This is a genomic window from Bradyrhizobium sp. R2.2-H (assembly GCF_004346455.1).
Lineage (GTDB): Bacteria > Pseudomonadota > Alphaproteobacteria > Rhizobiales > Xanthobacteraceae > Bradyrhizobium > Bradyrhizobium diversitatis.
In genome coordinates this window covers 519,315-538,570 of the sequence record NZ_SMBR01000002.1, presented here as the reverse complement: position 1 = coordinate 538,570, position 19,256 = coordinate 519,315, and the positions used below count along the sequence as shown (strand labels likewise).

At 64.9% G+C, this 19,256-nt stretch carries 19 protein-coding genes; all 19 read right to left on the bottom strand.

All coding sequences use genetic code 11. From position 1 onward, the window contains the following. Position 1: 1 nt before the first annotated feature. Complete coding sequence (gene mce, locus EDE08_RS06670; RefSeq protein WP_131868161.1) at positions 2-406, bottom strand: methylmalonyl-CoA epimerase; 405 nt, start codon at positions 404-406, stop codon at positions 2-4. Between the two features lie 67 nt (positions 407-473). Continuing rightward, positions 474-2,144, bottom strand: coding sequence for a ribonuclease J (locus tag EDE08_RS06665; protein ID WP_131868160.1), 1,671 nt, complete (start codon positions 2,142-2,144; stop codon positions 474-476). Next, positions 2,144-2,950, bottom strand: a complete 807-nt coding sequence (locus tag EDE08_RS06660; protein WP_131868159.1) for a biotin--[acetyl-CoA-carboxylase] ligase — start codon at positions 2,948-2,950, stop codon at positions 2,144-2,146. Before EDE08_RS06660 ends, EDE08_RS06665 begins: the two co-directional genes overlap by 1 nt. A 1-nt stretch (position 2,951) precedes the next feature. Beyond that, entirely contained in the window at positions 2,952-4,388 is a 1,437-nt protein-coding gene (gene nuoN / locus EDE08_RS06655; protein ID WP_131868158.1) for an NADH-quinone oxidoreductase subunit NuoN, read from the bottom strand. A gap of 22 nt (positions 4,389-4,410) precedes the next feature. After that, the gene (locus tag EDE08_RS06650; protein ID WP_131868157.1) at positions 4,411-5,919 is read right to left on the bottom strand and encodes an NADH-quinone oxidoreductase subunit M; all 1,509 of its coding nucleotides are present in this window, start codon (positions 5,917-5,919) and stop codon (positions 4,411-4,413) included. After that, positions 5,920-7,998, bottom strand: coding sequence for an NADH-quinone oxidoreductase subunit L (gene nuoL / locus EDE08_RS06645; RefSeq protein WP_131868156.1), 2,079 nt, complete (start codon positions 7,996-7,998; stop codon positions 5,920-5,922). Between the two features lie 8 nt (positions 7,999-8,006). After that, positions 8,007-8,315: an NADH-quinone oxidoreductase subunit NuoK gene (gene nuoK / locus EDE08_RS06640; RefSeq protein WP_008547737.1), complete on the bottom strand. Its 309-nt coding sequence runs from the start codon at positions 8,313-8,315 to the stop codon at positions 8,007-8,009. Then, on the bottom strand, positions 8,312-8,950 hold the full coding sequence (locus EDE08_RS06635; protein WP_061877843.1) for an NADH-quinone oxidoreductase subunit J: 639 nt from the start codon (positions 8,948-8,950) through the stop codon (positions 8,312-8,314). The genes nuoK and EDE08_RS06635 overlap by 4 nt, the downstream gene beginning before the upstream one ends. Before the next feature lie 134 nt (positions 8,951-9,084). Further along, positions 9,085-9,579: an NADH-quinone oxidoreductase subunit NuoI gene (nuoI, locus tag EDE08_RS06630; RefSeq protein ID WP_191093171.1), complete on the bottom strand. Its 495-nt coding sequence runs from the start codon at positions 9,577-9,579 to the stop codon at positions 9,085-9,087. 8 nt (positions 9,580-9,587) lie between these two features. Then, positions 9,588-10,655 (bottom strand): NADH-quinone oxidoreductase subunit NuoH, encoded by a 1,068-nt coding sequence (gene nuoH, locus EDE08_RS06625; protein ID WP_131868155.1) that lies wholly within the window; start codon positions 10,653-10,655, stop codon positions 9,588-9,590. A 10-nt stretch (positions 10,656-10,665) separates the two neighbouring features. Then, positions 10,666-12,741 carry an NADH-quinone oxidoreductase subunit NuoG gene (gene nuoG, locus EDE08_RS06620; protein WP_131868154.1) on the bottom strand — a complete coding sequence of 692 codons (2,076 nt, stop codon included), beginning with the start codon at positions 12,739-12,741 and terminating at the stop codon, positions 10,666-10,668. A gap of 5 nt (positions 12,742-12,746) precedes the next feature. Beyond that, positions 12,747-14,072: an NADH-quinone oxidoreductase subunit NuoF gene (gene nuoF / locus EDE08_RS06615; RefSeq protein ID WP_131868153.1), complete on the bottom strand. Its 1,326-nt coding sequence runs from the start codon at positions 14,070-14,072 to the stop codon at positions 12,747-12,749. 15 nt (positions 14,073-14,087) lie between these two features. Continuing rightward, positions 14,088-14,294 (bottom strand): hypothetical protein, encoded by a 207-nt coding sequence (locus EDE08_RS06610; protein ID WP_131868152.1) that lies wholly within the window; start codon positions 14,292-14,294, stop codon positions 14,088-14,090. After that, positions 14,294-14,905: an NADH-quinone oxidoreductase subunit NuoE gene (gene nuoE, locus EDE08_RS06605; protein WP_131868151.1), complete on the bottom strand. Its 612-nt coding sequence runs from the start codon at positions 14,903-14,905 to the stop codon at positions 14,294-14,296. The genes EDE08_RS06610 and nuoE overlap by 1 nt, the downstream gene beginning before the upstream one ends. A 10-nt stretch (positions 14,906-14,915) precedes the next feature. Beyond that, complete coding sequence (locus tag EDE08_RS06600; RefSeq protein WP_131868330.1) at positions 14,916-15,881, bottom strand: FkbM family methyltransferase; 966 nt, start codon at positions 15,879-15,881, stop codon at positions 14,916-14,918. Next, positions 15,881-17,077 (bottom strand): NADH-quinone oxidoreductase subunit D, encoded by a 1,197-nt coding sequence (locus EDE08_RS06595; protein ID WP_131868150.1) that lies wholly within the window; start codon positions 17,075-17,077, stop codon positions 15,881-15,883. The genes EDE08_RS06600 and EDE08_RS06595 overlap by 1 nt, the downstream gene beginning before the upstream one ends. 2 nt (positions 17,078-17,079) lie before the next feature. Next, positions 17,080-17,691: an NADH-quinone oxidoreductase subunit C gene (locus EDE08_RS06590; protein WP_061877836.1), complete on the bottom strand. Its 612-nt coding sequence runs from the start codon at positions 17,689-17,691 to the stop codon at positions 17,080-17,082. Between the two features lie 11 nt (positions 17,692-17,702). After that, positions 17,703-18,284, bottom strand: a complete 582-nt coding sequence (locus tag EDE08_RS06585) for a NuoB/complex I 20 kDa subunit family protein (RefSeq protein ID WP_207912909.1) — start codon at positions 18,282-18,284, stop codon at positions 17,703-17,705. Continuing rightward, positions 18,281-18,646 (bottom strand): NADH-quinone oxidoreductase subunit A, encoded by a 366-nt coding sequence (locus tag EDE08_RS06580; RefSeq protein WP_008136158.1) that lies wholly within the window; start codon positions 18,644-18,646, stop codon positions 18,281-18,283. Before EDE08_RS06580 ends, EDE08_RS06585 begins: the two co-directional genes overlap by 4 nt. Between the last annotated feature and the right edge of the window lie 610 nt (positions 18,647-19,256).

Here is a 19,256-nt window from a genome sequence, read left to right as displayed (position 1 = left end):
CTTACGCCTGCTCGATCTCGACCAGCGCGCCGGAAAAGTCCTTCGGGTGCAGGAACAGCACCGGCTTGCCGTGAGCGCCGATTTTCGGCACGCCGTCGCCCAGCACCCGCGCACCCTCCTTCACCAGCGTGTCGCGCGAAGCGATGATGTCGACGACCTCGTAGCAGACATGGTGGATGCCGCCGTCGGCGTTGCGTTCGAGGAACTTCGCAATCGGCGAGGCCTCGCCAAGCGGCTCGATGAACTCGATCTTGGTGTTGGGCAAGGTCGCGAACACGGTGGTGACGCCGTGCTCGGGCAGCGGAACGGCTTCCGAGATCTCGGCCCCGAACGCCGCTCCGTAAATCTTTGCGGCCTTGACCGCGTCCCTGGTCGCGATCGCGACATGGTTGAGGCGACCCAGCATGGTTTCTTCTCCCTCAGCGCGTGATCCGGACAGGCGGCGGGCCGCCTCCCCGAAGATGCTGACACAATTACACCGTCAGTACGTGTACCAGACAGGGAGGCTTTTTGCCCCAATGTTCGTTGATCACGGCCCGGACCGCGCGTCGCACCGACTCGCCCAAGGCGTCGGCATCGCGGCGGCGCGCCTTCGGCAGGCCCTCGATGGTGGACATCACGGCATCGAAGACGATGTCGTCGAAGAGCTCGCCGGCCCTGTTCTTCTCTGGGATGCCGACGAGATCGACTTCCGGATCGTCGGCCAGTTCGCCCTGCGCCGTCATGGCGATGGCGACGAAGGCGCAGCCGGAAAAGGCCATGCGGCGACGCTCGATCACCGCGCGGGACTTGGAGTCCTCCAGGATCGTGCCGTCCTTGTAGAGACGCCCCGACGGCACCTCGCCGACGATGCCGGGATCGCCGGGGCCCAGCTTGACGAGGTCACCGTCGCGGCAGACCAGCACGCGCGGCACGCCGGCAGCGCGCGCGAGCTTGGCATGCTCGTGCAGATGCAAGGCCTCGCCATGGACGGGAATCAGGAGTTGCGGCTTCACCCAGGAGATCAGGTCGCGCAGCTCGTCGCGGCGGGGATGCCCGGAGACGTGGACCAGAGCGTCGCGGTCGGTGATGATCTCGATGCCCTGGAGCACGAGATTGTTGACGATCGAGCTGACAGCCTTCTCGTTGCCTGGGATGGTGCGCGAGGAGAAGATGACGCTGTCGCCGCGGTTGAGCGTGATCTCGGGATGGTCGTCGTTGGCGATGCGTGCCAGCGCCGCACGCGACTCGCCCTGGCTGCCGGTGCACAGGGCCAGCACCTTGTCCGGCGGAAGGTGGCCGTAGACCTCGGGCGAACGGAAATTCTGCACGCCGTCGAGATAGCCGGTCTCGCGGGCGACCTGCACCACGCGCTCCATGGCGCGGCCGACCACGACGACCTCGCGGTCGGCAGCCTTCGCCGCCTCGGCAACCGCCTTGATGCGGGCGACGTTGGAGGCGAAGGTCGTGACCGCGACGCGGCCCTTGGCTGACTTGACGAGGTCGATGATGGTCCGGGCGACCTCGGCTTCCGACGGCGAGCGGCCATCGCGCACGGCGTTGGTGGAATCGCCGATCAAGGCGAGCACGCCCTGCTCGCCCAATTCGCGCAGCCGCTTCTCGTCGGTCGGCGCTCCAAGGGTCGGAGTCGGGTCGATCTTCCAGTCGCCGGTATGCAGCACGATGCCGGCTTCGGTGTGGATCGCCAGCGCATGCGCTTCCGGAATCGAATGCGCGACGGGAATGAACTCGACGTTGAACGGGCCGATATCGACGCGTCCGCCGGACGGGACCACGGTGACGGGGATCTCAGGCGCATTGCGCTCGGCAGCGCATTTCGCCTCGAACAGTGCCGCGCTGAATTTGGTGGCGTAGATCGGGCATTTCAATTTCGGCCAGAGATCGAGGATGGCGCCGAAATGATCCTCATGGGCGTGGGTCAGCACGAGGCCCATCAGGTTCTTGCGCTCCTTCTCCAGGAAGCTGATGTCGGGCATGATCAGGTCGATGCCCGGCAGATGCTCCTCGTCGCCGAAGGACACGCCGAGATCGACCGCGAGCCAGGCGCGCTGGTGGCGGTTGCCGAGGCCGTAGATCGACAGGTTCATGCCGATCTCGCCGACGCCGCCGAGGGGCGCAAACACCAGTTCGTCGGGCCTTGCCATCACGCAGCTCCCACGGAGGCGACGGGGCCGAAGAACACCTCGCCCGCGGCCACAGGCACAAGGCGGCCCTCCGCGGTGCGAACGATCAGGCAGCCGGTGTCGTCGATGGTGTCAAAAATGCCTTCCAGCGTCGTCGCTCCCGTGTGGATCGCGACCTTCTCCCCGAGGCCGGCAGCGCGCTCGAGCCAGAGCTTCCGGATCTCGGCAAAGCCGCGGCCATTGTCCCAGATGCCGCGGAACTCGACCCAGGCGTCCGAGAGAGCCGAGAACAGCTCCTCGGCGCTGATCTGGACGCCGAGCGCCGCCAGCGACACCGCGGGCGTCGGGGTGCCCTCGGGCGCTGCAACCACGTTGGTGCCGATGCCGACGACGATGGCGAGACCGTTGTCGACGGCCTCGGCCTCGAGCCCAATGCCGACCAGCTTCTGGCCGCCGGCGAGCACATCGTTCGGCCATTTCAGGGCGTAGCGGGGGCGGCCCTCGCCGAGGCGGAGCGCGGCCTCGAGGCTCACCTTCTCCAGGGCAGCCTCCTCCGCCAACCCGGCGGCAAAGCCCAGCGTGGCGGCGACGGCGGGGGCGACGTCCATGACTTCGAGGATGCTGGCCGCGAGATTGCCGCGCGGCGCGATCCAGGCGCGCTGGCGCCGGCCGCGGCCAGCTGTCTGTTCCGAGGTCACGAACCACATCGGGCCACGCTCGCCAGCCCTGGCGCGCTCGATCGCCTCGGTATTGGTCGAGCCGGTCCGCTCGAAAGCTGCGAGCTTGTAGCCCGCCGACAGTGCGCGAGGACCGAGCGTGAAAGCCATCCTAGAACAGCGACTTTGCCGCGGCGGAGGCGACGCTCACCACGGGACCTGCGAACAGCGCAAACAGGATGTTGAACAAGCCCGCGACCGCCAGCACCGTCCGCACTTCGATGCGCACCGGATCGACCTGGCCGGCCGGCTCGTCGAAGTACATCGTCTTGACGATGGCGAGGTAGTAATAGGCACCCACCACGCTGGTCAGCACGCCGATGACGGCGAGCGTGAACAGGTTCGCCTTGATGGCGGCGACGAAGACGTACCATTTGGCGAAGAAGCCGGCGAGCGGCGGGATGCCGGCGAGCGAGAACAACAGCATCGCGAACATGAAGGCGAGCAGCGGATTGGTCCGCGACAGGCCGGCGAAATCGCTGATCTGCTCCACCGCCTGGCCGTTGCGCCTCATGGCGAGGATGATCGAGAACGAGCCGAGCGTCATCGCGACATAGATCACGATGTACATCAGGACGCCCTGCGCGCCCTCGACCGTGCCGGAGGCGAGGCCGACCAGCGCGAAGCCCATGTGGCCGATCGACGAATAGGCCATCAGGCGCTTGATGTTGGTCTGGCCGATCGCGGCGAACGAGCCGAGCGCCATCGAGGCGATCGACACGAACACCAGGATCTGCTGCCACTGCGAGACGATGCCGGGGAACGCGGTCAGCGTCACGCGGGTGAAGACGGCGAGCGCGGCCACCTTCGGCGCCGAGGCGAAGAAGGCGGTGACCGGGGTCGGAGCGCCCTCATAGACGTCGGGCGTCCACATGTGGAACGGCACCGCCGAGACCTTGAAGCAGAGGCCGACGAGCAGGAAAACGAGGCCGAACAGAAGGCCGACATTCGAGACCGTGGCGGTCGCGGCGATCCCGGTGAAGCTCACCGTGCCGGTGAAGCCGTAGACCAGCGAGGAGCCGTAGAGCAGCATGCCCGAGGACAGCGCGCCGAGCACGAAATATTTCAAGCCGGCTTCGGTCGACTTGGCATTGTCGCGGTTCGAGGCGGCGACGACGTAGAGCGCGAGCGACATCAGCTCGAGGCCGAGATAGAGCGAGATCAGGTCGCCGGCCGAGATCAGCACCATCATGCCGAGCGTCGAGAGCAGCACCAGGATCGAATATTCGAAGATGCGGCGCGACGGGTCGGACAGGAATTCGGTCGACAGGACCAGCGTCACCGCCGAGCCGATCAGGGCCAGGATCTTCATGAAGCGGGCGAAGTCGTCGACGATGAAGCTGCCGCCGAAAGTCACCTGCTTGCCCGCGGGCTGCATGTAGACCAGCGCGCCGACCACGATCAGGAGCACCACCGCCAGCGACGTGACCGTCCTGGTCGTCTCCTGCCCGCGATAGGCGCCCAGCATCAGAAGCGCCATCGCGCCGACCGCGAGCACGAGCTCGGGCAGTACCGGCGCCAGTTGATAACCTGCAGTCTCAAAGCTCATGGCGATATCCTGACCTGCCCGATCACTGGAGCAGTGCGGCGGCCTTCATGGCCGTCACAGCGGTGTTGTAGTTGTTGACGAGTTGCTGGACCGAGGCGGCCGACATGTCGAGCACCGGCTTCGGATAGACGCCGAACAGGATCGTCAGCGCGATCATCGGGAACAGAATCACGCACTCGCGCAAGGTGAGATCCTTCATGCTCGCCAGCGACGGCTTGGCCAGCGCCCCGAACACGACCTTGCGGTAGAGCCACAGCGCATAGGCCGCCGACAGGATCACGCCGAAGCTGGCGAAGAACGCGGTCGGGATCGAGACCTTGAAGGTGCCGAGCAGCGTCATGAACTCGCCGACGAAGCCGCTCGTGCCGGGCAGACCGACAATGGCCATGGTGAAGACCATGAACGTCATCGCATAGAGCGGCATCCGGTTGACGAGGCCGCCATAGGCCGCGATCTCGCGGGTGTGCAGACGGTCGTAGACGACGCCGACGCAGAGGAACAGCGCGCCGGAAACGATGCCGTGCGAGATCATCTGGAACACGCCGCCGGCGACACCCTGCATGGTGCCGGCGAAGATGCCCATCGTGACGAAGCCCATATGCGCCACCGACGAGTACGCGATCAGCTTCTTCATGTCCTCCTGCATCAGCGCCACCAGCGAGGTGTAGATGATGGCGATGGCCGAGAGCGTAAAGATCAGCGGCGCGAAGTCGTGCGAGGCCAGCGGGAACATCGGCAGCGAGAAGCGCAGGAAGCCGTAGCCGCCCATCTTCAGCAGGATCGCGGCGAGCACCACCGAGCCCGCGGTCGGCGCTTCGACGTGCGCGTCGGGCAGCCAGGTGTGCACCGGCCACATCGGCATCTTCACCGCGAACGAGGCGAAGAAGGCGAGCCACGCCCAGGTCTGCAGGGACCGAGGCACGGCCGTGTGCATCAGCGTCGGGATGTCGGTGGTGCCGCCGTTCCAGTACAGCGCCATGATGGCGAGCAGCATCAGGACCGAGCCGAGCAGCGTGTAGAGGAAGAACTTGAACGAGGCGTAGACCCGGCGCGGACCGCCCCAGACGCCGATGATCAGGAACATCGGGATCAGGCCGCCCTCGAAGAACAGGTAGAACAGCACGAGATCGAGCGCCGAGAAGGTGCCGATCATGAGCGTCTCCAGGATCAGGAACGCCATCATGTATTCGCGGACGCGGCTCGTGATCGCCTTCCAGCTCGCGATGATGCAGAACGGCATCACGGCGGTGGTGAGGATCACCAGCGGCAGCGAGATGCCGTCGACGCCCATGTGATAGGTGATGCCGGTGGCGAGCCAGTTCGCCTTCTCGACGAACTGGAAGTCGGGGTTGCTGGGGTCGAAACGCATGACCAGGATCACCGACACCGCGAAGGTGATCAGCGTGGTCCACAGCGCGATCCAGCGCGAATTGCGCCGGGCCGCCTCGTCATCGCCGCGGCTGAGATAGACGATCAGCGCGCCGACCAACGGCAGGAACGTCGTGACCGAAAGTATGGGCCAGGTTGTCATTTACTGGCCTCCAAAGCCGAACATGAACCAGGTGATCAGGCCGGCGGCGCCGATCAGCATGGCGAATGCGTAGTGATAGAGATAGCCGGTCTGGATCTTCACGACGTTGCGGGTGACGTCCAGCACGCGGGCCGAGACGCCGTCGGGGCCGAAGCCGTCGATGATGAAGCCGTCGCCCTTCTTCCAGAGCTGGTAGCCGATCCACTTCGCCGGACGGACGAAGATGAGGTCGTAGAGCTCGTCGAAGTACCATTTGTTGAGCAGGAACTGGTACAGCATCGGCTGCGTCTTCGCGAGCTCGACCGGCAGATAAGGCCGGCGGATGTAGAACAGGTACGAGACCAGGAAGCCCAGCACCATCATCACCGTCGGCAGGAAGGCGATGGTCTGGGGGATGTGGTGCATCTCCTCGATGATGTGCGGGTTCATCTTCACGGATTCGCGGAAGAACTCCTCGATGCCGTGACCTGCGAACAGCTCCTTGAACGGCAGCCCCGCGACGAACGAGCCGACCGCGAGCACGCCGATCGGGATCAGCATCCAGATCGGAGCCTCATGCGCGGCCTCGTAGTGATGCTCGTCATGCGGCTCGCCGTGGAAGGTCTTGAAGATCAGGCGCCAGGAATAGAACGAGGTCAGGCCGGCGGCCACGACCGTCATCAGGAAGCCGTACACCGCGAACGGATTGTGCGAGGCGTAGGCGGACTCGATGATCGCGTCCTTCGAGAAGTAGCCGGCAGTGAGCGGGAAGCCGGTGAGCGCCAGCGTGCCGACCACCATCACCGCATAGGTGTAGGGGATCTTCTTCCAGAGGCCGCCCATGTTGCGGATGTCCTGCTCGTGGTGCATCGCGTAGATCACCGAGCCGCTCCCTAAGAACAGCAGCGCCTTGAAGAAGGCGTGCGTGAACAGGTGGAACATGCCGACCGAGTAGGCCCCCGCTCCCATCGCCACGAACATGTAGCCGAGCTGCGAACAGGTCGAATAGGCGACGATGCGCTTGATGTCGTTCTGAACGAGGCCGATGGTCGCGGCGAAGAACGCGGTGGTGGCGCCGAAGAACATCACGACGGCCTGGGCATTCGGGGCGAGCTCGAACAGCGGCGACAGGCGCGCCACCATGAAGACGCCGGCGGTGACCATGGTCGCGGCATGGATCAGCGCCGAGACCGGGGTCGGGCCTTCCATCGCGTCCGGCAACCAGGTGTGCAGCAGGAACTGCGCCGACTTGCCCATCGCGCCCATGAACAGCAACAGGCAGGTCAGGGTCAGCGCATCGGCGTGCCAGCCGAGGAAGTTGACGGTCTTGCCGGTGAGGCCGGGCGCCGCGTGGAAGATGGTCTCGAAATCGGTCGAGCCGACCAGCATGAAGATCGCGAAGATGCCGAGCGCGAAGCCGAAATCGCCGACGCGGTTGACCACGAAGGCCTTGATCGCGGCCGCGTTCGCCGACGGCTTCTGGTACCAGAAGCCGATCAGCAGGTAGCTCGCCAGGCCCACGCCTTCCCAGCCGAAGAACAGCTGCACGAGGTTGTCCGCCGTCACCAGCATCAGCATGGCGAAGGTGAACAGGCTGAGATAGCCGAAGAACCGCGGCCGGTTCGGGTCCTCGTCCATGTAGCCGATGGAATAGAGGTGCACGAGCGAGGACACGGTGGTCACCACCACCAGCATCACGGCGGTGAGCGTGTCGACGCGCAGCGTCCACCAGACCTGGAGGTCGCCGGAGAAGATCCAGGGCAGCAGCTGGATCCTGTAGTCGTGGTGCATGAAGCCGACATCGACCAGCGTCATCCAGGACAACGCCGCCGAGACAAACAGCAGCGCCGTCGTGATCAGCTCGGCCGCGCGCGAGCCCGCCGCGGCAGGCTCGGTCGGGCCGTGATCGTCGTGGGCATGGTCGTCATGGCCATGGTCGTCATGGGCCGCCGAGGCGTGAGCGTCGCCGTGGCCATGCCCGTGGTCGCCGTGATGCTCGACCTCGTCGCCCGAGGGGTTGCGGGCATGCGCGCCGAACAGCGCAATCAGGCCGGCCAGAATGGCGCCCAGCAGAGGCAGGAAAACGATTGCCTGAACCATTTGAGAGCTCAGCCCTTCATCAGATTGACGTCCTCAACCGCGATCGAGCCGCGGTTGCGGAAATAGACCACCAGGATGGCGAGACCGATCGCAGCTTCAGCAGCCGCAACCGTCAGCACCAGCAGCGCGAAGACCTGGCCGACGATGTCGCCGAGGAAGGTCGAGAACGCCACGAGGTTGATGTTGACCGAGAGCAGGATCAGCTCGATCGACATCAGGATGACGATGATGTTCTTGCGGTTCAGGAAGATGCCGAGGATGCCGAGCGTGAACAGGATCGCGCCGACCGCCAGATAATGTCCGAGCCCGATCGTCATTTCACCCACTCCGCCGCATCGGCGTCCGAGAGCCCCTGCCCCGGCGCCACCTTGCGCATCGCCATCGCCATCTCGGGCGTGCGTGCGTTCTGAACGTTGATGTCCTGCCGCTTGACCTTCGCCTTATGGCGCAGCGTCAGCACGATGGCGCCGATCATGGCGACCAGCAGCACCATGCCCGAGAGCTGGAAGTAGTGGATGTACTTCGTATAGAGCACGAGCCCGAGCGCCTCGGTGTTGGAGACGTTGGCCGGGATCGCCGCCGTGATCGTCTTGGAGACGCCGGGATTGATGACCCAGAAGCCGACCGTGAGCAGCAACTCGAACAGGAAGATGCCGCCGATCACGAGGCCGACCGGCAGGTACTCGATGAAGCCCTCGCGCAGCTCGAGGAAGTCGACATCGAGCATCATGATCACGAACAGGAACAGCACCGCGACCGCGCCGACATAGACGACGATCAGCATCATGCCGAGGAACTCGGCGCCCATCAGCACGAACAGGCCGGAGGCGTTGACGAAGGCCAGGATCAGGTACAGCACGGAGTGCACGGGATTGCGCGAGACAATCACCATCACGGCCGAGGCGACGCAGACGCCGGCGAACAGATAGAAGAACAGCGCGGGAAGGATCATCGAGAAACTCCCGTCATTCCGGGGCGCGCGCCAGCGCGAACCCGGAATCCAGAGGTTGTGGCGCGAGATTCCGGGTTCGCGCTTCGCGCGCCCCGGAATGACGAGGAGATGGCGGGAAGGATCATGCCCTCACCTCACCGGTACGGCGCGTCGAGCTCGATCGCCTTCGCGATCTCGCGTTCCCAGCGGTCGCCGTTGGCGAGCAGCTTGGCCTTGTCATAGAACAGTTCCTCGCGGGTCTCGGTCGCGAACTCGAAGTTCGGGCCTTCGACGATGGCGTCCACAGGACAGGCCTCCTGGCAGAGGCCGCAATAGATGCACTTCACCATGTCGATGTCGTAGCGCACGGTGCGGCGGGTGCCGTCGTTGCGGCGCGGGCCGGCCTCGATGGTGATGGCCTGCGCCGGGCAGACCGCTTCGCACAGCTTGCAGGCGATGCAGCGCTCTTCGCCGTTCGGATAGCGGCGCAGCGCGTGCTCGCCGCGGAAGCGCGGCGAGATCGGGCCCTTCTCGAACGGATAGTTCAGCGTCGGCTTCGGCTGGAAGAAATAGCGCATGGCGAGGAAGAACGCCGAGACGAACTCCGACAGCAGAAGCGAGCGTGCAGTGGCGTTGACGTTGATACCCATGACGGCCCTCACTTCGGCGCGATGCCGGCGAAATGCAGCACGCCGGCCACCACGATCACCATCACCAGCGACAGCGGCAGGAACACCTTCCAGCCGAGGCGCATCAGTTGATCGTAGCGGTAGCGGGGCACGATCGCCTTCGCCATCGCGAACAGGAAGAACATGAAGAACAGTTTCAGCGAGAACCAGATGATCCCCGGCACCCAGTTGAAGGGCGGCAGGTCCACCGGCGGCAGCCAGCCCCCGAGGAACAGGATCGTCGCCAGCGCGCACATCGTGACGATCGCGACATACTCGCCGAGCATGAACAGCAAATATGGCGTCGAGCCGTATTCGACCATGAAGCCGGCGACGAGCTCGGATTCGGCTTCGACGAGGTCGAAGGGCGGACGGTTGGTTTCCGCCAGCGCCGAGACGTAGAACACCACGAACATCGGGAACAGCGGCCAGACATACCAGTTCAGGATGGTGAGCTGCGGCAGCCCGATCAGGCTGGCGAGGCCGCGCGCGTGCTGGGCCTCGACCACGGCCGACAGGTTCAGCGTGCCGGCGCAGAGCAGCACCGTGATGATGACGAAGCCGATCGAGACTTCGTACGACACCATCTGCGCCGCCGAGCGCAGCGCGGCCAGGAACGGATACTTCGAGTTCGACGACCAGCCGGCCATGATGATGCCGTAGATCGACAGCGACGAGATCGCGAAGATGAAGAGGACGCCGACATTGATGTCGGCGATCACCCAGCCGAGATTGGTCGGGATCACCGCCCAGGCGGCGAGCGCGAGCACGCAGGACACCAGCGGCGCCAGCAGGAATACGCCCTTGTTGGCGCCGGCCGGAATGATCGGCTCCTTCAGCACGAACTTCAAAAGGTCGGCGAAGGATTGCAGCAGGCCCCACGGGCCGACCACGTTCGGGCCGCGACGGATCTGCACCGCCGCCCAGATCTTGCGGTCGGCGAGCAGGATGTAGGCGATCGCGACCAGGAGGACGACGAGCACCAGGACGCTCTGCGCGACCATGATGATCAGCGGCCAGAGGAAACCGGTCCAGAATGCGCTTTCGAAGAATTCCATCAGATCACGCTCACTCCGCTGCGGTCAGCATATGCCCGGAGGCGAGGCGCGAGCATTCCGCCATCACGGCGGATGCACGCGCGATTGGGTTGGTCAGATAGAAGTCCTCGACCAGGGGCTTGAACGGCGCCTTCTCGGGCGAGCCGCCCTTCCCCGCCAGCTTCTTGATCTGGTCGGCGGAGCCGGCCTCAATCTGGTCGAGACGGATCAGATGCGGCACGGCCTTGAACATCGCCTGGCGCAAGGCTTGAAGCGAGTCATAGCCGAGCTTCTTGCCGACCGCCTCGGACAGGGCGCGGATGATCGCCCAATCCTCGCGGGCTTCGCCCGGCGGGAACGCGGCGCGGCCGGTCATCTGCACGCGGCCTTCGGTGTTGACGTAGATCGCGGACTTCTCGGTGTAGGCCGCGGCCGGCAGGATGACGTCGGCACGGTGTGCGCCGCGATCGCCATGGGTGCCGATATAGACGACGAAGGTGCCGTCCGGCGCCTTGATCTCGTCGGCTCCCAGCAGGAACAGCAAGTCGAGCGTGCCGAACGTCGTCATCTGCGCCGCGTTGAGCCCGCCCGCCGTGGCGGAGAAGCCGATGTCGAGCGCACCAACGCGCGAGGCGGTCTCGTGCAGCACGCCGAAACCGTTCCAGCCGTCCTTCACCGCGCCGACATTGAGCGCAAGCTTGGCGGCGGCAGCGAGGATGGCAGCGCCGTCGTGACGGGCGGCCGCGCCCGCACCGACCAGGATGATCGGATTCTTGGCGTTCTTCAGCACGTCCGTGAAGGAGTGCTTGCCGGCCGCGAGCTCGCCGAGCGTCTCGGTGCCCGCGCCGAGATGGTCATAGTCGTAAGTGAGGTCGGCCTTGGCGCCGATCACGCCGACCTTGAAGCCGCCGGCACGCCAGCGCTTGCGGATGCGGGCGTTGAACACGGCCGCCTCTTTCCGCGGGTTGGCGCCGATGATGAGCAGCGCATCCGCCTGCTCCACGCCCGCCAGCGTCGGGTTGAAGATGTAGGAGCCGCGGCCGAGCGCGGGATCGAACGCATCGCCGCCCTGCACCGCCAGATTGCTCGAGCCGAACCTGGCGAGCAGGTCCTTCAGCGCGAACATCTCCTCGACGCCGGCGAGGTCTCCGGCGATCGCGCCGATGCGCTTGCCGTCGGTGCGCGCCGCCTTGGCGGCGATCGCGGCAAAAGCCTCGGTCCAGCTCGCCGCGCGCAGCTTGCCGGCCTCGCGGATATAGGGCCGGTCGAGCCGCTGGGTGCGCAGGCCGTCGACCACGTGACGGGTCTTGTCGGAGATCCACTCCTCGTTCACGGCCTCGTTGATGCGCGGCAGAATACGCATCACCTCACGGCCGCGGGTGTCGACGCGGATCGCCGATCCCAAGCCGTCCATGACGTCGATCGACTGGGTCTTGCCGAGCTCCCACGGACGCGCCGCGAACGCATAGGGCTTCGAGGTCAGCGCGCCGACCGGGCAGATGTCGACGAGGTTGCCCTGCAGTTCCGACGTCAGCGCGTGCTCGAGATAGGTCGTGATCTCCATGTCCTCGCCGCGGCCGGTCGCGCCCATCTCGGGGGCGCCGGCGACTTCCGCCGAGAAGCGGACGCAACGCGTGCACTGGATGCAGCGGTTCATCGAGGTCTTGACCAGCGCGCCGAGATATTTGTCCTCGACCGCACGCTTGTTCTCGGCGAAGCGGCTGGTATCGACACCATAGCCCATCGCCTGGTCCTGGAGGTCGCACTCACCGCCCTGATCGCAGATCGGGCAGTCCAGCGGATGGTTGATGAGAAGGAATTCCATCACGCCTTCGCGCGCCTTCTTCACCATCGGCGAACGGGTGGAAATCTCCGGCGGCTCGCCCTTGGGGCCCGGACGGCAGTCGCGCACGCCCCAGGCGCAGCTGGCGACCGGCTTCGGGCCGCCCTTCACCTCGACGAGGCACATCCGGCAATTGCCGGCGATCGACAGCCGCTCGTGATAGCAGAAGCGCGGAATCTCGGCACCGGCCGCCTCGCACGCCTGGAGCAGCGTGTATTCGGCGGGGACATCGATCTCCTTGCCGTCGATGATGAGCTTGGTCATGTCTCTTACTCCGCCGCGACCATGTTCACGGGATCGCGCACGCCGATATCGTCGATGTCGGCCTTGTGCGAATACTGGTCGATGCGCGCTTCGATCTCGTGACGGAAATGCGTGATCAGGCCCTGGATCGGCCATGCCGCCGCGTCGCCGAGCGCGCAGATGGTGTGGCCTTCGACCTGCTTCGTCACTTCAAGCAGCATGTCGATCTCGCGCTTGTGGGCGCGGCCCTCGGCCATGCGGGTCAGCACCCGCCACATCCAGCCGGTGCCCTCGCGGCACGGCGTGCACTGGCCGCAGCTCTCGTGCTTGTAGAAATAGGAGATGCGGGCGATGGCGCGGATCAGATCGGTGGACTTGTCCATCACGATCACGGCAGCGGTGCCGAGGCCCGAGCGCAGCTTGCTCAAGCTATCGAAATCCATCGGCGTGTCGATGATCTGCTCGGCCGGCACCATGCGCACCGACGAGCCGCCGGGGATCACGGCCTTGAGGTTGTCCCAGCCACCGCGAATGCCGCCGCAATGCTTCTCGATCAGCTCGCGGAACGGAATGCCCATGGCTTCTTCGACGTTGCAGGGCCGCTCGACATGGCCGGAGATGCAGAACAGTTTGGTGCCGACGTTGTTCGGACGGCCGATGCCGGCGAACCACGCCGCGCCGCGGCGCAGGATATCAGGCGCAACGGCGATCGACTCGACGTTGTTGACGGTGGTCGGGCAGCCGAACAGACCGACGTTCGCCGGGAACGGCGGCTTCAGGCGCGGCTGGCCCTTCTTGCCTTCGAGGCTTTCGAGCAGCGCGGTTTCCTCGCCGCAGATATAGGCTCCGGCGCCGTGGGCGACGTAGATGTCGAACGGCCAGCCGTTGACGTTATCCTTGCCGACCAGCTTGGCGTCGTAGGCCTGGTCGATCGCAGCCTGCAGGTGCTCACGCTCGCGGATGAACTCGCCGCGGACATAGATGTAGCACGTGTGCGCGTTCATCGCGCAGCTCGCGATCAGGCAGCCCTCGATCAGGAGATGCGGATCGTGCCGCATGATCTCGCGATCCTTGCAGGTACCAGGCTCGGACTCGTCGGCGTTGACGACGAGATAGCTCGGCCGGCCATCGGTCGATTCCTTCGGCATGAACGACCATTTCAGACCGGTCGGGAAGCCTGCGCCGCCGCGGCCGCGGAGCCCCGAGGCCTTCATCTCGTTGATGATCCAGTCGCGGCCCTTGTCGATGATGTTCTTCGTGCCGTCCCAGGCGCCGCGGCGCCGCGCGCCCTCGAGCCCCCAATCGTGGAGGCCGTAGAGGTTCTTGAAGATGCGGTCCTTGTCCTCGAGCATATCAGTGCTTTCCGATCAACGATTGGACTGCTTGTAGGCAAGTCCGGCGGCGCAAATACCAAACGTCAGCGCCCAGAGCGAAGCCGATTCCAGCGATGCGTTCAGGCCGAAGCGCTGCAGCAGGAAGATGAAGGCGGCTGCCACCACGGCATGCATCGCGATGAAGCCCCACTTCTTCATGGCACCGCTCCCCTGCATTGCCGGCGACGAGAGATCACGCATCAGGTGGTCTCCTTCAGCGTGGTCGGTCCGGTGATCGGCGCCGAGAACTGGCGGCCGTTCTGCGGACCCGGCTTGGGCGGGTTGCCCGAAGCAAAACCGTCGAGCACCTTGCCGAAGCTTTCCTTGGTCAGGTCCTCGTAAGTATCCTTGCCGATCAGCACCATCGGCGCATTCACGCAGGCGCCCAGGCACTCCACCTCTTCCCAGCTGAAATTGCCGTCCTTGGAGAGATGGAAGGGCTCGTGATGGATGCGGTGCTCGCAGACGTGGATCAGATCCTCGGCGCCGCGCAGGCGGCACGGCGTGGTGCCGCAGACCTGGACATGGGCCTTCTTGCCGACCGGGGCGAGCTGGAACATGGTGTAGAAGGTCGCGACCTCAAGCACGCGGATATAGGGCATGTCGAGCATGTCGGCGATGACGCGGATCGCGGCTTCCGAGACCCAACCGTCGTGCTGCTCCTGCGCGCGCCAGAGGATGGCGATGACGGCGGAAGCCTGGCGTCCGGCCGGATATTTCGCGATCTGCTGCTTGGCGAATGCGAGGTTCTCCTCCGTGAACGCAAAGCTCGCGGGCTGGACTTCCTTCGGTGCTAATCGGCGAACGGACATCTCTCATCTCTCACTGCATACGGCGCGCGGTTTTCGCATTCAGGGCATCAATCCTGTCCTGCCAGAATGCGCTTGCGGTGCCGAAAACGTTGTAGCCGACGTGGGTCGAGACCTTGATGCGGTCGAGGATCGACAGCTCGGTCACGGTCTCCATGCGGTTGCTGCGCGGATCGAACACGATCAGCTTCAGCGGGGTCTGTTCGAGGATGAAGCGCGACACGGCATGAGAGCGGTCGCTGCCGTGTTCCTCGCACATGATGACGCTGTCGGCCTCGAGCAGCCGGGCGCCGCCCTTGATCGCCTCGATCTCGACGCCCTCGACGTCGAGCTTGATCAGGTATTTGCCGGTGGCCGCGACCTTGCCGTCATCGATGAGGTTGTCGAGCGCGATCACGGACACTTCTTCACCGCCCGCCGACGGATCGCCGGCGATGCTGAAGGCCTCGTGCTTGGTGCCGGACAACCGCGCGGTGCCCCGGGTCGCGCCGATGGCGCATTTCATCGTCTCGAAGCGGTTGCCGTTGATGCGGGCGTTGTTGGCGAGCTTCGGATAGTTCTGCCCCGACGGCTCGATCGCGATCGCCTTGTGCGAACCAAACGGCTTGCTCGACACCAGCACCGACCAGTAGCCGTAATTGGCGCCGCAATCGAGCAGCGTGTAGTCGACGTCGATGGAGTCGGCGAACAGCAGCTCGAGCTCGTCCTCGTAATTGTAGGAGCGGTTGAGCAGCTTGCTCCAATAGCCGTCGCCGTAGGGGAATTCGAACACGGCATCGGGATTGAGCCTGATCGCGATGTTGCGCTCCGGCAGCGTCCTGCGCAGCAGATTCGCGCAGGCTATGTAGCCCATGTGCGAGAAATGCGAGGAGATCTTCGATCCCGTCACCAGCGCCAAGGCAGCCGTCCGCTCCCACAGGTTGGCCCCTTCAAGGGCCCCCGAGGCACGGTCGAACTGGATTGGCGCCTGCTGCCCCATCACCGATCGACCTCTCCGAACACGATGTCGAGCGAGCCGAGGATCGCCGAGACGTCGGCGAGCAGATGGCCGCGGCAGATGTGGTCCATGGCCTGCAGATGCGCGAAGCCCGGCGCGCGGATCTTGCACTTGTAGGGCTTGTTGGTGCCGTCGGAGACGAGATAGACGCCGAACTCGCCCTTGGGCGCTTCGACCGCGGCGTAGACTTCGCCGGCCGGCACGTGGACGCCCTCGGTGTAGAGCTTGAAGTGATGGATCAGCGCTTCCATCGAGCGCTTCATCTCGCCACGGCGCGGCGGCGCGACCTTGTTGTCCTCGACGACGACGGGGCCCTTGCCCTCAGGCGCGTTCAGCTTCTGGATGCACTGCTTCATGATGCGCACGGACTGGCGCATCTCTTCCATGCGGATCAGATAGCGGTCGTAGCAATCGCCGTTCTTGCCGATCGGAATGTCGAAATCCATCTCGGCATAGCACTCGTAGGGCTGCGACTTGCGCAGGTCCCAGGCCGCGCCGGAGCCGCGCACCATCACGCCGGAGAAGCCCCACTCCCAGGCCTCCTTGAGCGGCACCACGCCGATGTCGACATTGCGCTGCTTGAAGATGCGGTTGGCGGTGAGCAGCCGGTCGAGGTCATCCACGACCTTGAGGAACGGATCGCACCAGGCCTCGATGTCGTCGACCAGCTTCTGCGGCAGGTCCTGGTGCACGCCGCCGACGCGGAAGAAGGCTGCGTGCATGCGGCTGCCCGAGGCACGCTCGTAGAACACCATCAGCTTCTCGCGTTCTTCGAAGCCCCACAGCGGCGGGGTCAGCGCGCCGACGTCCATCGCCTGCGTGGTGACGTTGAGCAGATGCGACAGGATACGGCCGATCTCGCAATAGAGCACGCGGATCAGCTGGCCGCGGCGCGGCACCTCGATGCCGAGCAGCTTTTCGGCCGCGAGGCAGAAGGCGTGCTCCTGGTTCATCGGCGCGACGTAGTCGAGCCGGTCGAAATACGGGATCGCCTGGAGATAAGTCTTCTGCTCGATCAGCTTTTCGGTGCCGCGGTGAAGCAGCCCGATATGCGGATCGACGCGCTCGACCACTTCGCCGTCGAGCTCCAGCACCAGGCGCAACACGCCGTGCGCAGCCGGATGCTGGGGGCCGAAATTGATGGTGAAGTTACGGAGATTCTCGGGTTGCTCGTTCATGATCAGACCTTCGGCCCCGCCTTCTCGTCACCGGGCAGCGGATAGTCCGCCCCTTCCCACGGCGAGAGGAAATCGAACTTGCGGAATTCCTGATTGAGCCGGACTGGCTCGTACACCACCCGCTTCTCCTGGTCGTCGTAGCGGACCTCGACGAAACCGGTCGTCGGGAAATCCTTGCGCAGCGGATGGCCCTCGAAGCCGTAATCGGTAAGGAGGCGGCGCATGTCGGGATGACCGACGAAGAACACGCCATAGAGGTCGTAGGCCTCGCGTTCGAACCAGTCCGCACCCGGGAATACGTCGATCAGCGACGGCACCTGCGTGGTCTCGTCCGCCTGGGCCCGGAGCCGGATCCGCGTGTTCAGCGTCGGCGACAGGAAGTGATAGATCACGTCGAAACGCTTCTCACGATCGGGATAGTCCACCGCCGTGATGTCAGTGATGTTGACGAAACGGCAGTTCGGATCATCGCGGAGGTACTTGACCACCTCGACGATCTTGACGGCCTCGACATCAACCGTGAGCTGGTTGAAGGCCACCGTATGACCGGTGGCGGCGCCCGGAAGCGCGCTAACGATCGTCTGCCCCAGGGCGTCGAGCTTGGCGTCGTCCATGACGTAAAACCTTAGCGTTCGATGGTGCCGGTGCGCCGGATCTTCTTCTGCAGCAGCAGCACGCCGTAAAGCAGCGCTTCCGCCGTGGGCGGGCAGCCCGGCACATAGATGTCGATCGGCACGATACGGTCGCAGCCGCGCACGACCGAGTAGGAATAGTGATAGTAGCCGCCGCCATTGGCGCAGGAGCCCATCGAGATGACGTAGCGCGGCTCGGGCATCTGGTCGTAGACCTTGCGCAGCGCCGGCGCCATCTTGTTCGTCAGGGTTCCCGCCACGATCATCACGTCGGACTGGCGCGGCGAGGCGCGCGGCGCGAAGCCGAAACGCTCGACGTCGTAGCGCGGCATCGACACCTGCATCATCTCGACCGCGCAGCAGGCAAGGCCGAAGGTCATCCACATCAGGGAGCCGGTGCGCGCCCAGGTGATGAGGTCGTCGGTTGCTGCCACGAAGAAGCCCTTGTCGGACAGCTCGGAATTGACCTCGAGGAAGAACGGATCATTGGCCCCGACCGGCTTGCCGGTCGACGGATCCAGGATGCCTTTCGGGGCCGGCGCAACAACCGGACCGGCGGACGGTGCAGGGGTCAATCCCATTCCAGTGCTCCCTTTTTCCACTCATAGGCGAACCCGACCGTCAGCACGGCGAGGAACACCACCATGGACCAGAAGCCGGTCGCGCCAAGCTTTCCGAACGCCACCGCCCAAGGAAACAGGAACGCCACCTCGAGGTCGAAGATGATGAAGAGGATGGCGACCAGATAGAAGCGGACGTCGAACTTCATGCGGGCGTCGTCGAAGGCGTTGAAACCGCACTCATACGCCGACAGCTTTTCCGGGTCCGGCTGCTGAAACGCCACGATGAAGGGCGCGATCAGCAGCACCAGGCCAATGAGGCCCGCTACCCCTATAAAGACGACGAGTGGTAGATAGTTCTGAAGAATGCCGCTCATTGACGAGCCCTTTTTTCCGCAGCCTCGGGACAGCCACGGATTCGTCCGATTTGGAATTATTCTGAGCCTTAGCGCAGTGCACCAATGGGCGCAAGACACGCTCTTTTCAGGCCCTTTGCCGCTCCCAGAACGGTGAAAATCCCGGAATCACCCCGCGGCTGGTATGGAGCAGATCGCCTGCCCCAGCAAGGGCGGTCACGGTTTCGCAGGTCAGCAGTTCTGAGATCGCGGCGCTCGGGCCGGGACAGCTATGCGCGATGCGCTGACGACCAAAATGCTCGGCTTTCTTGGTACGGAAGCACACTCAAATCCCGGCAATGACTGCCGCAAGGCCCCACCGCCGCCGCAGCAGCAGATTTTGCCGACGGTCTTCCAGAGCAGCGCAGCCAAGGGAGCCGATCATGACGCCGGCCGCGATCAGGACAGGCGCCGCGGAAGACACTATCCACAGCTGCGAGCGATGGGAAGAGCCATGCGTCACGACGAGGCCGGGTCTCGTCTGGCGAATGCGTCGGCCCGCGCTCCCATTCCGGACCGGCCGCGAGCGCGGCGGCGGCGACCCGGTCGGTCGCTCGCGCCGCGCCCGGATGAGCTTCGGGCTGGGGGGCAT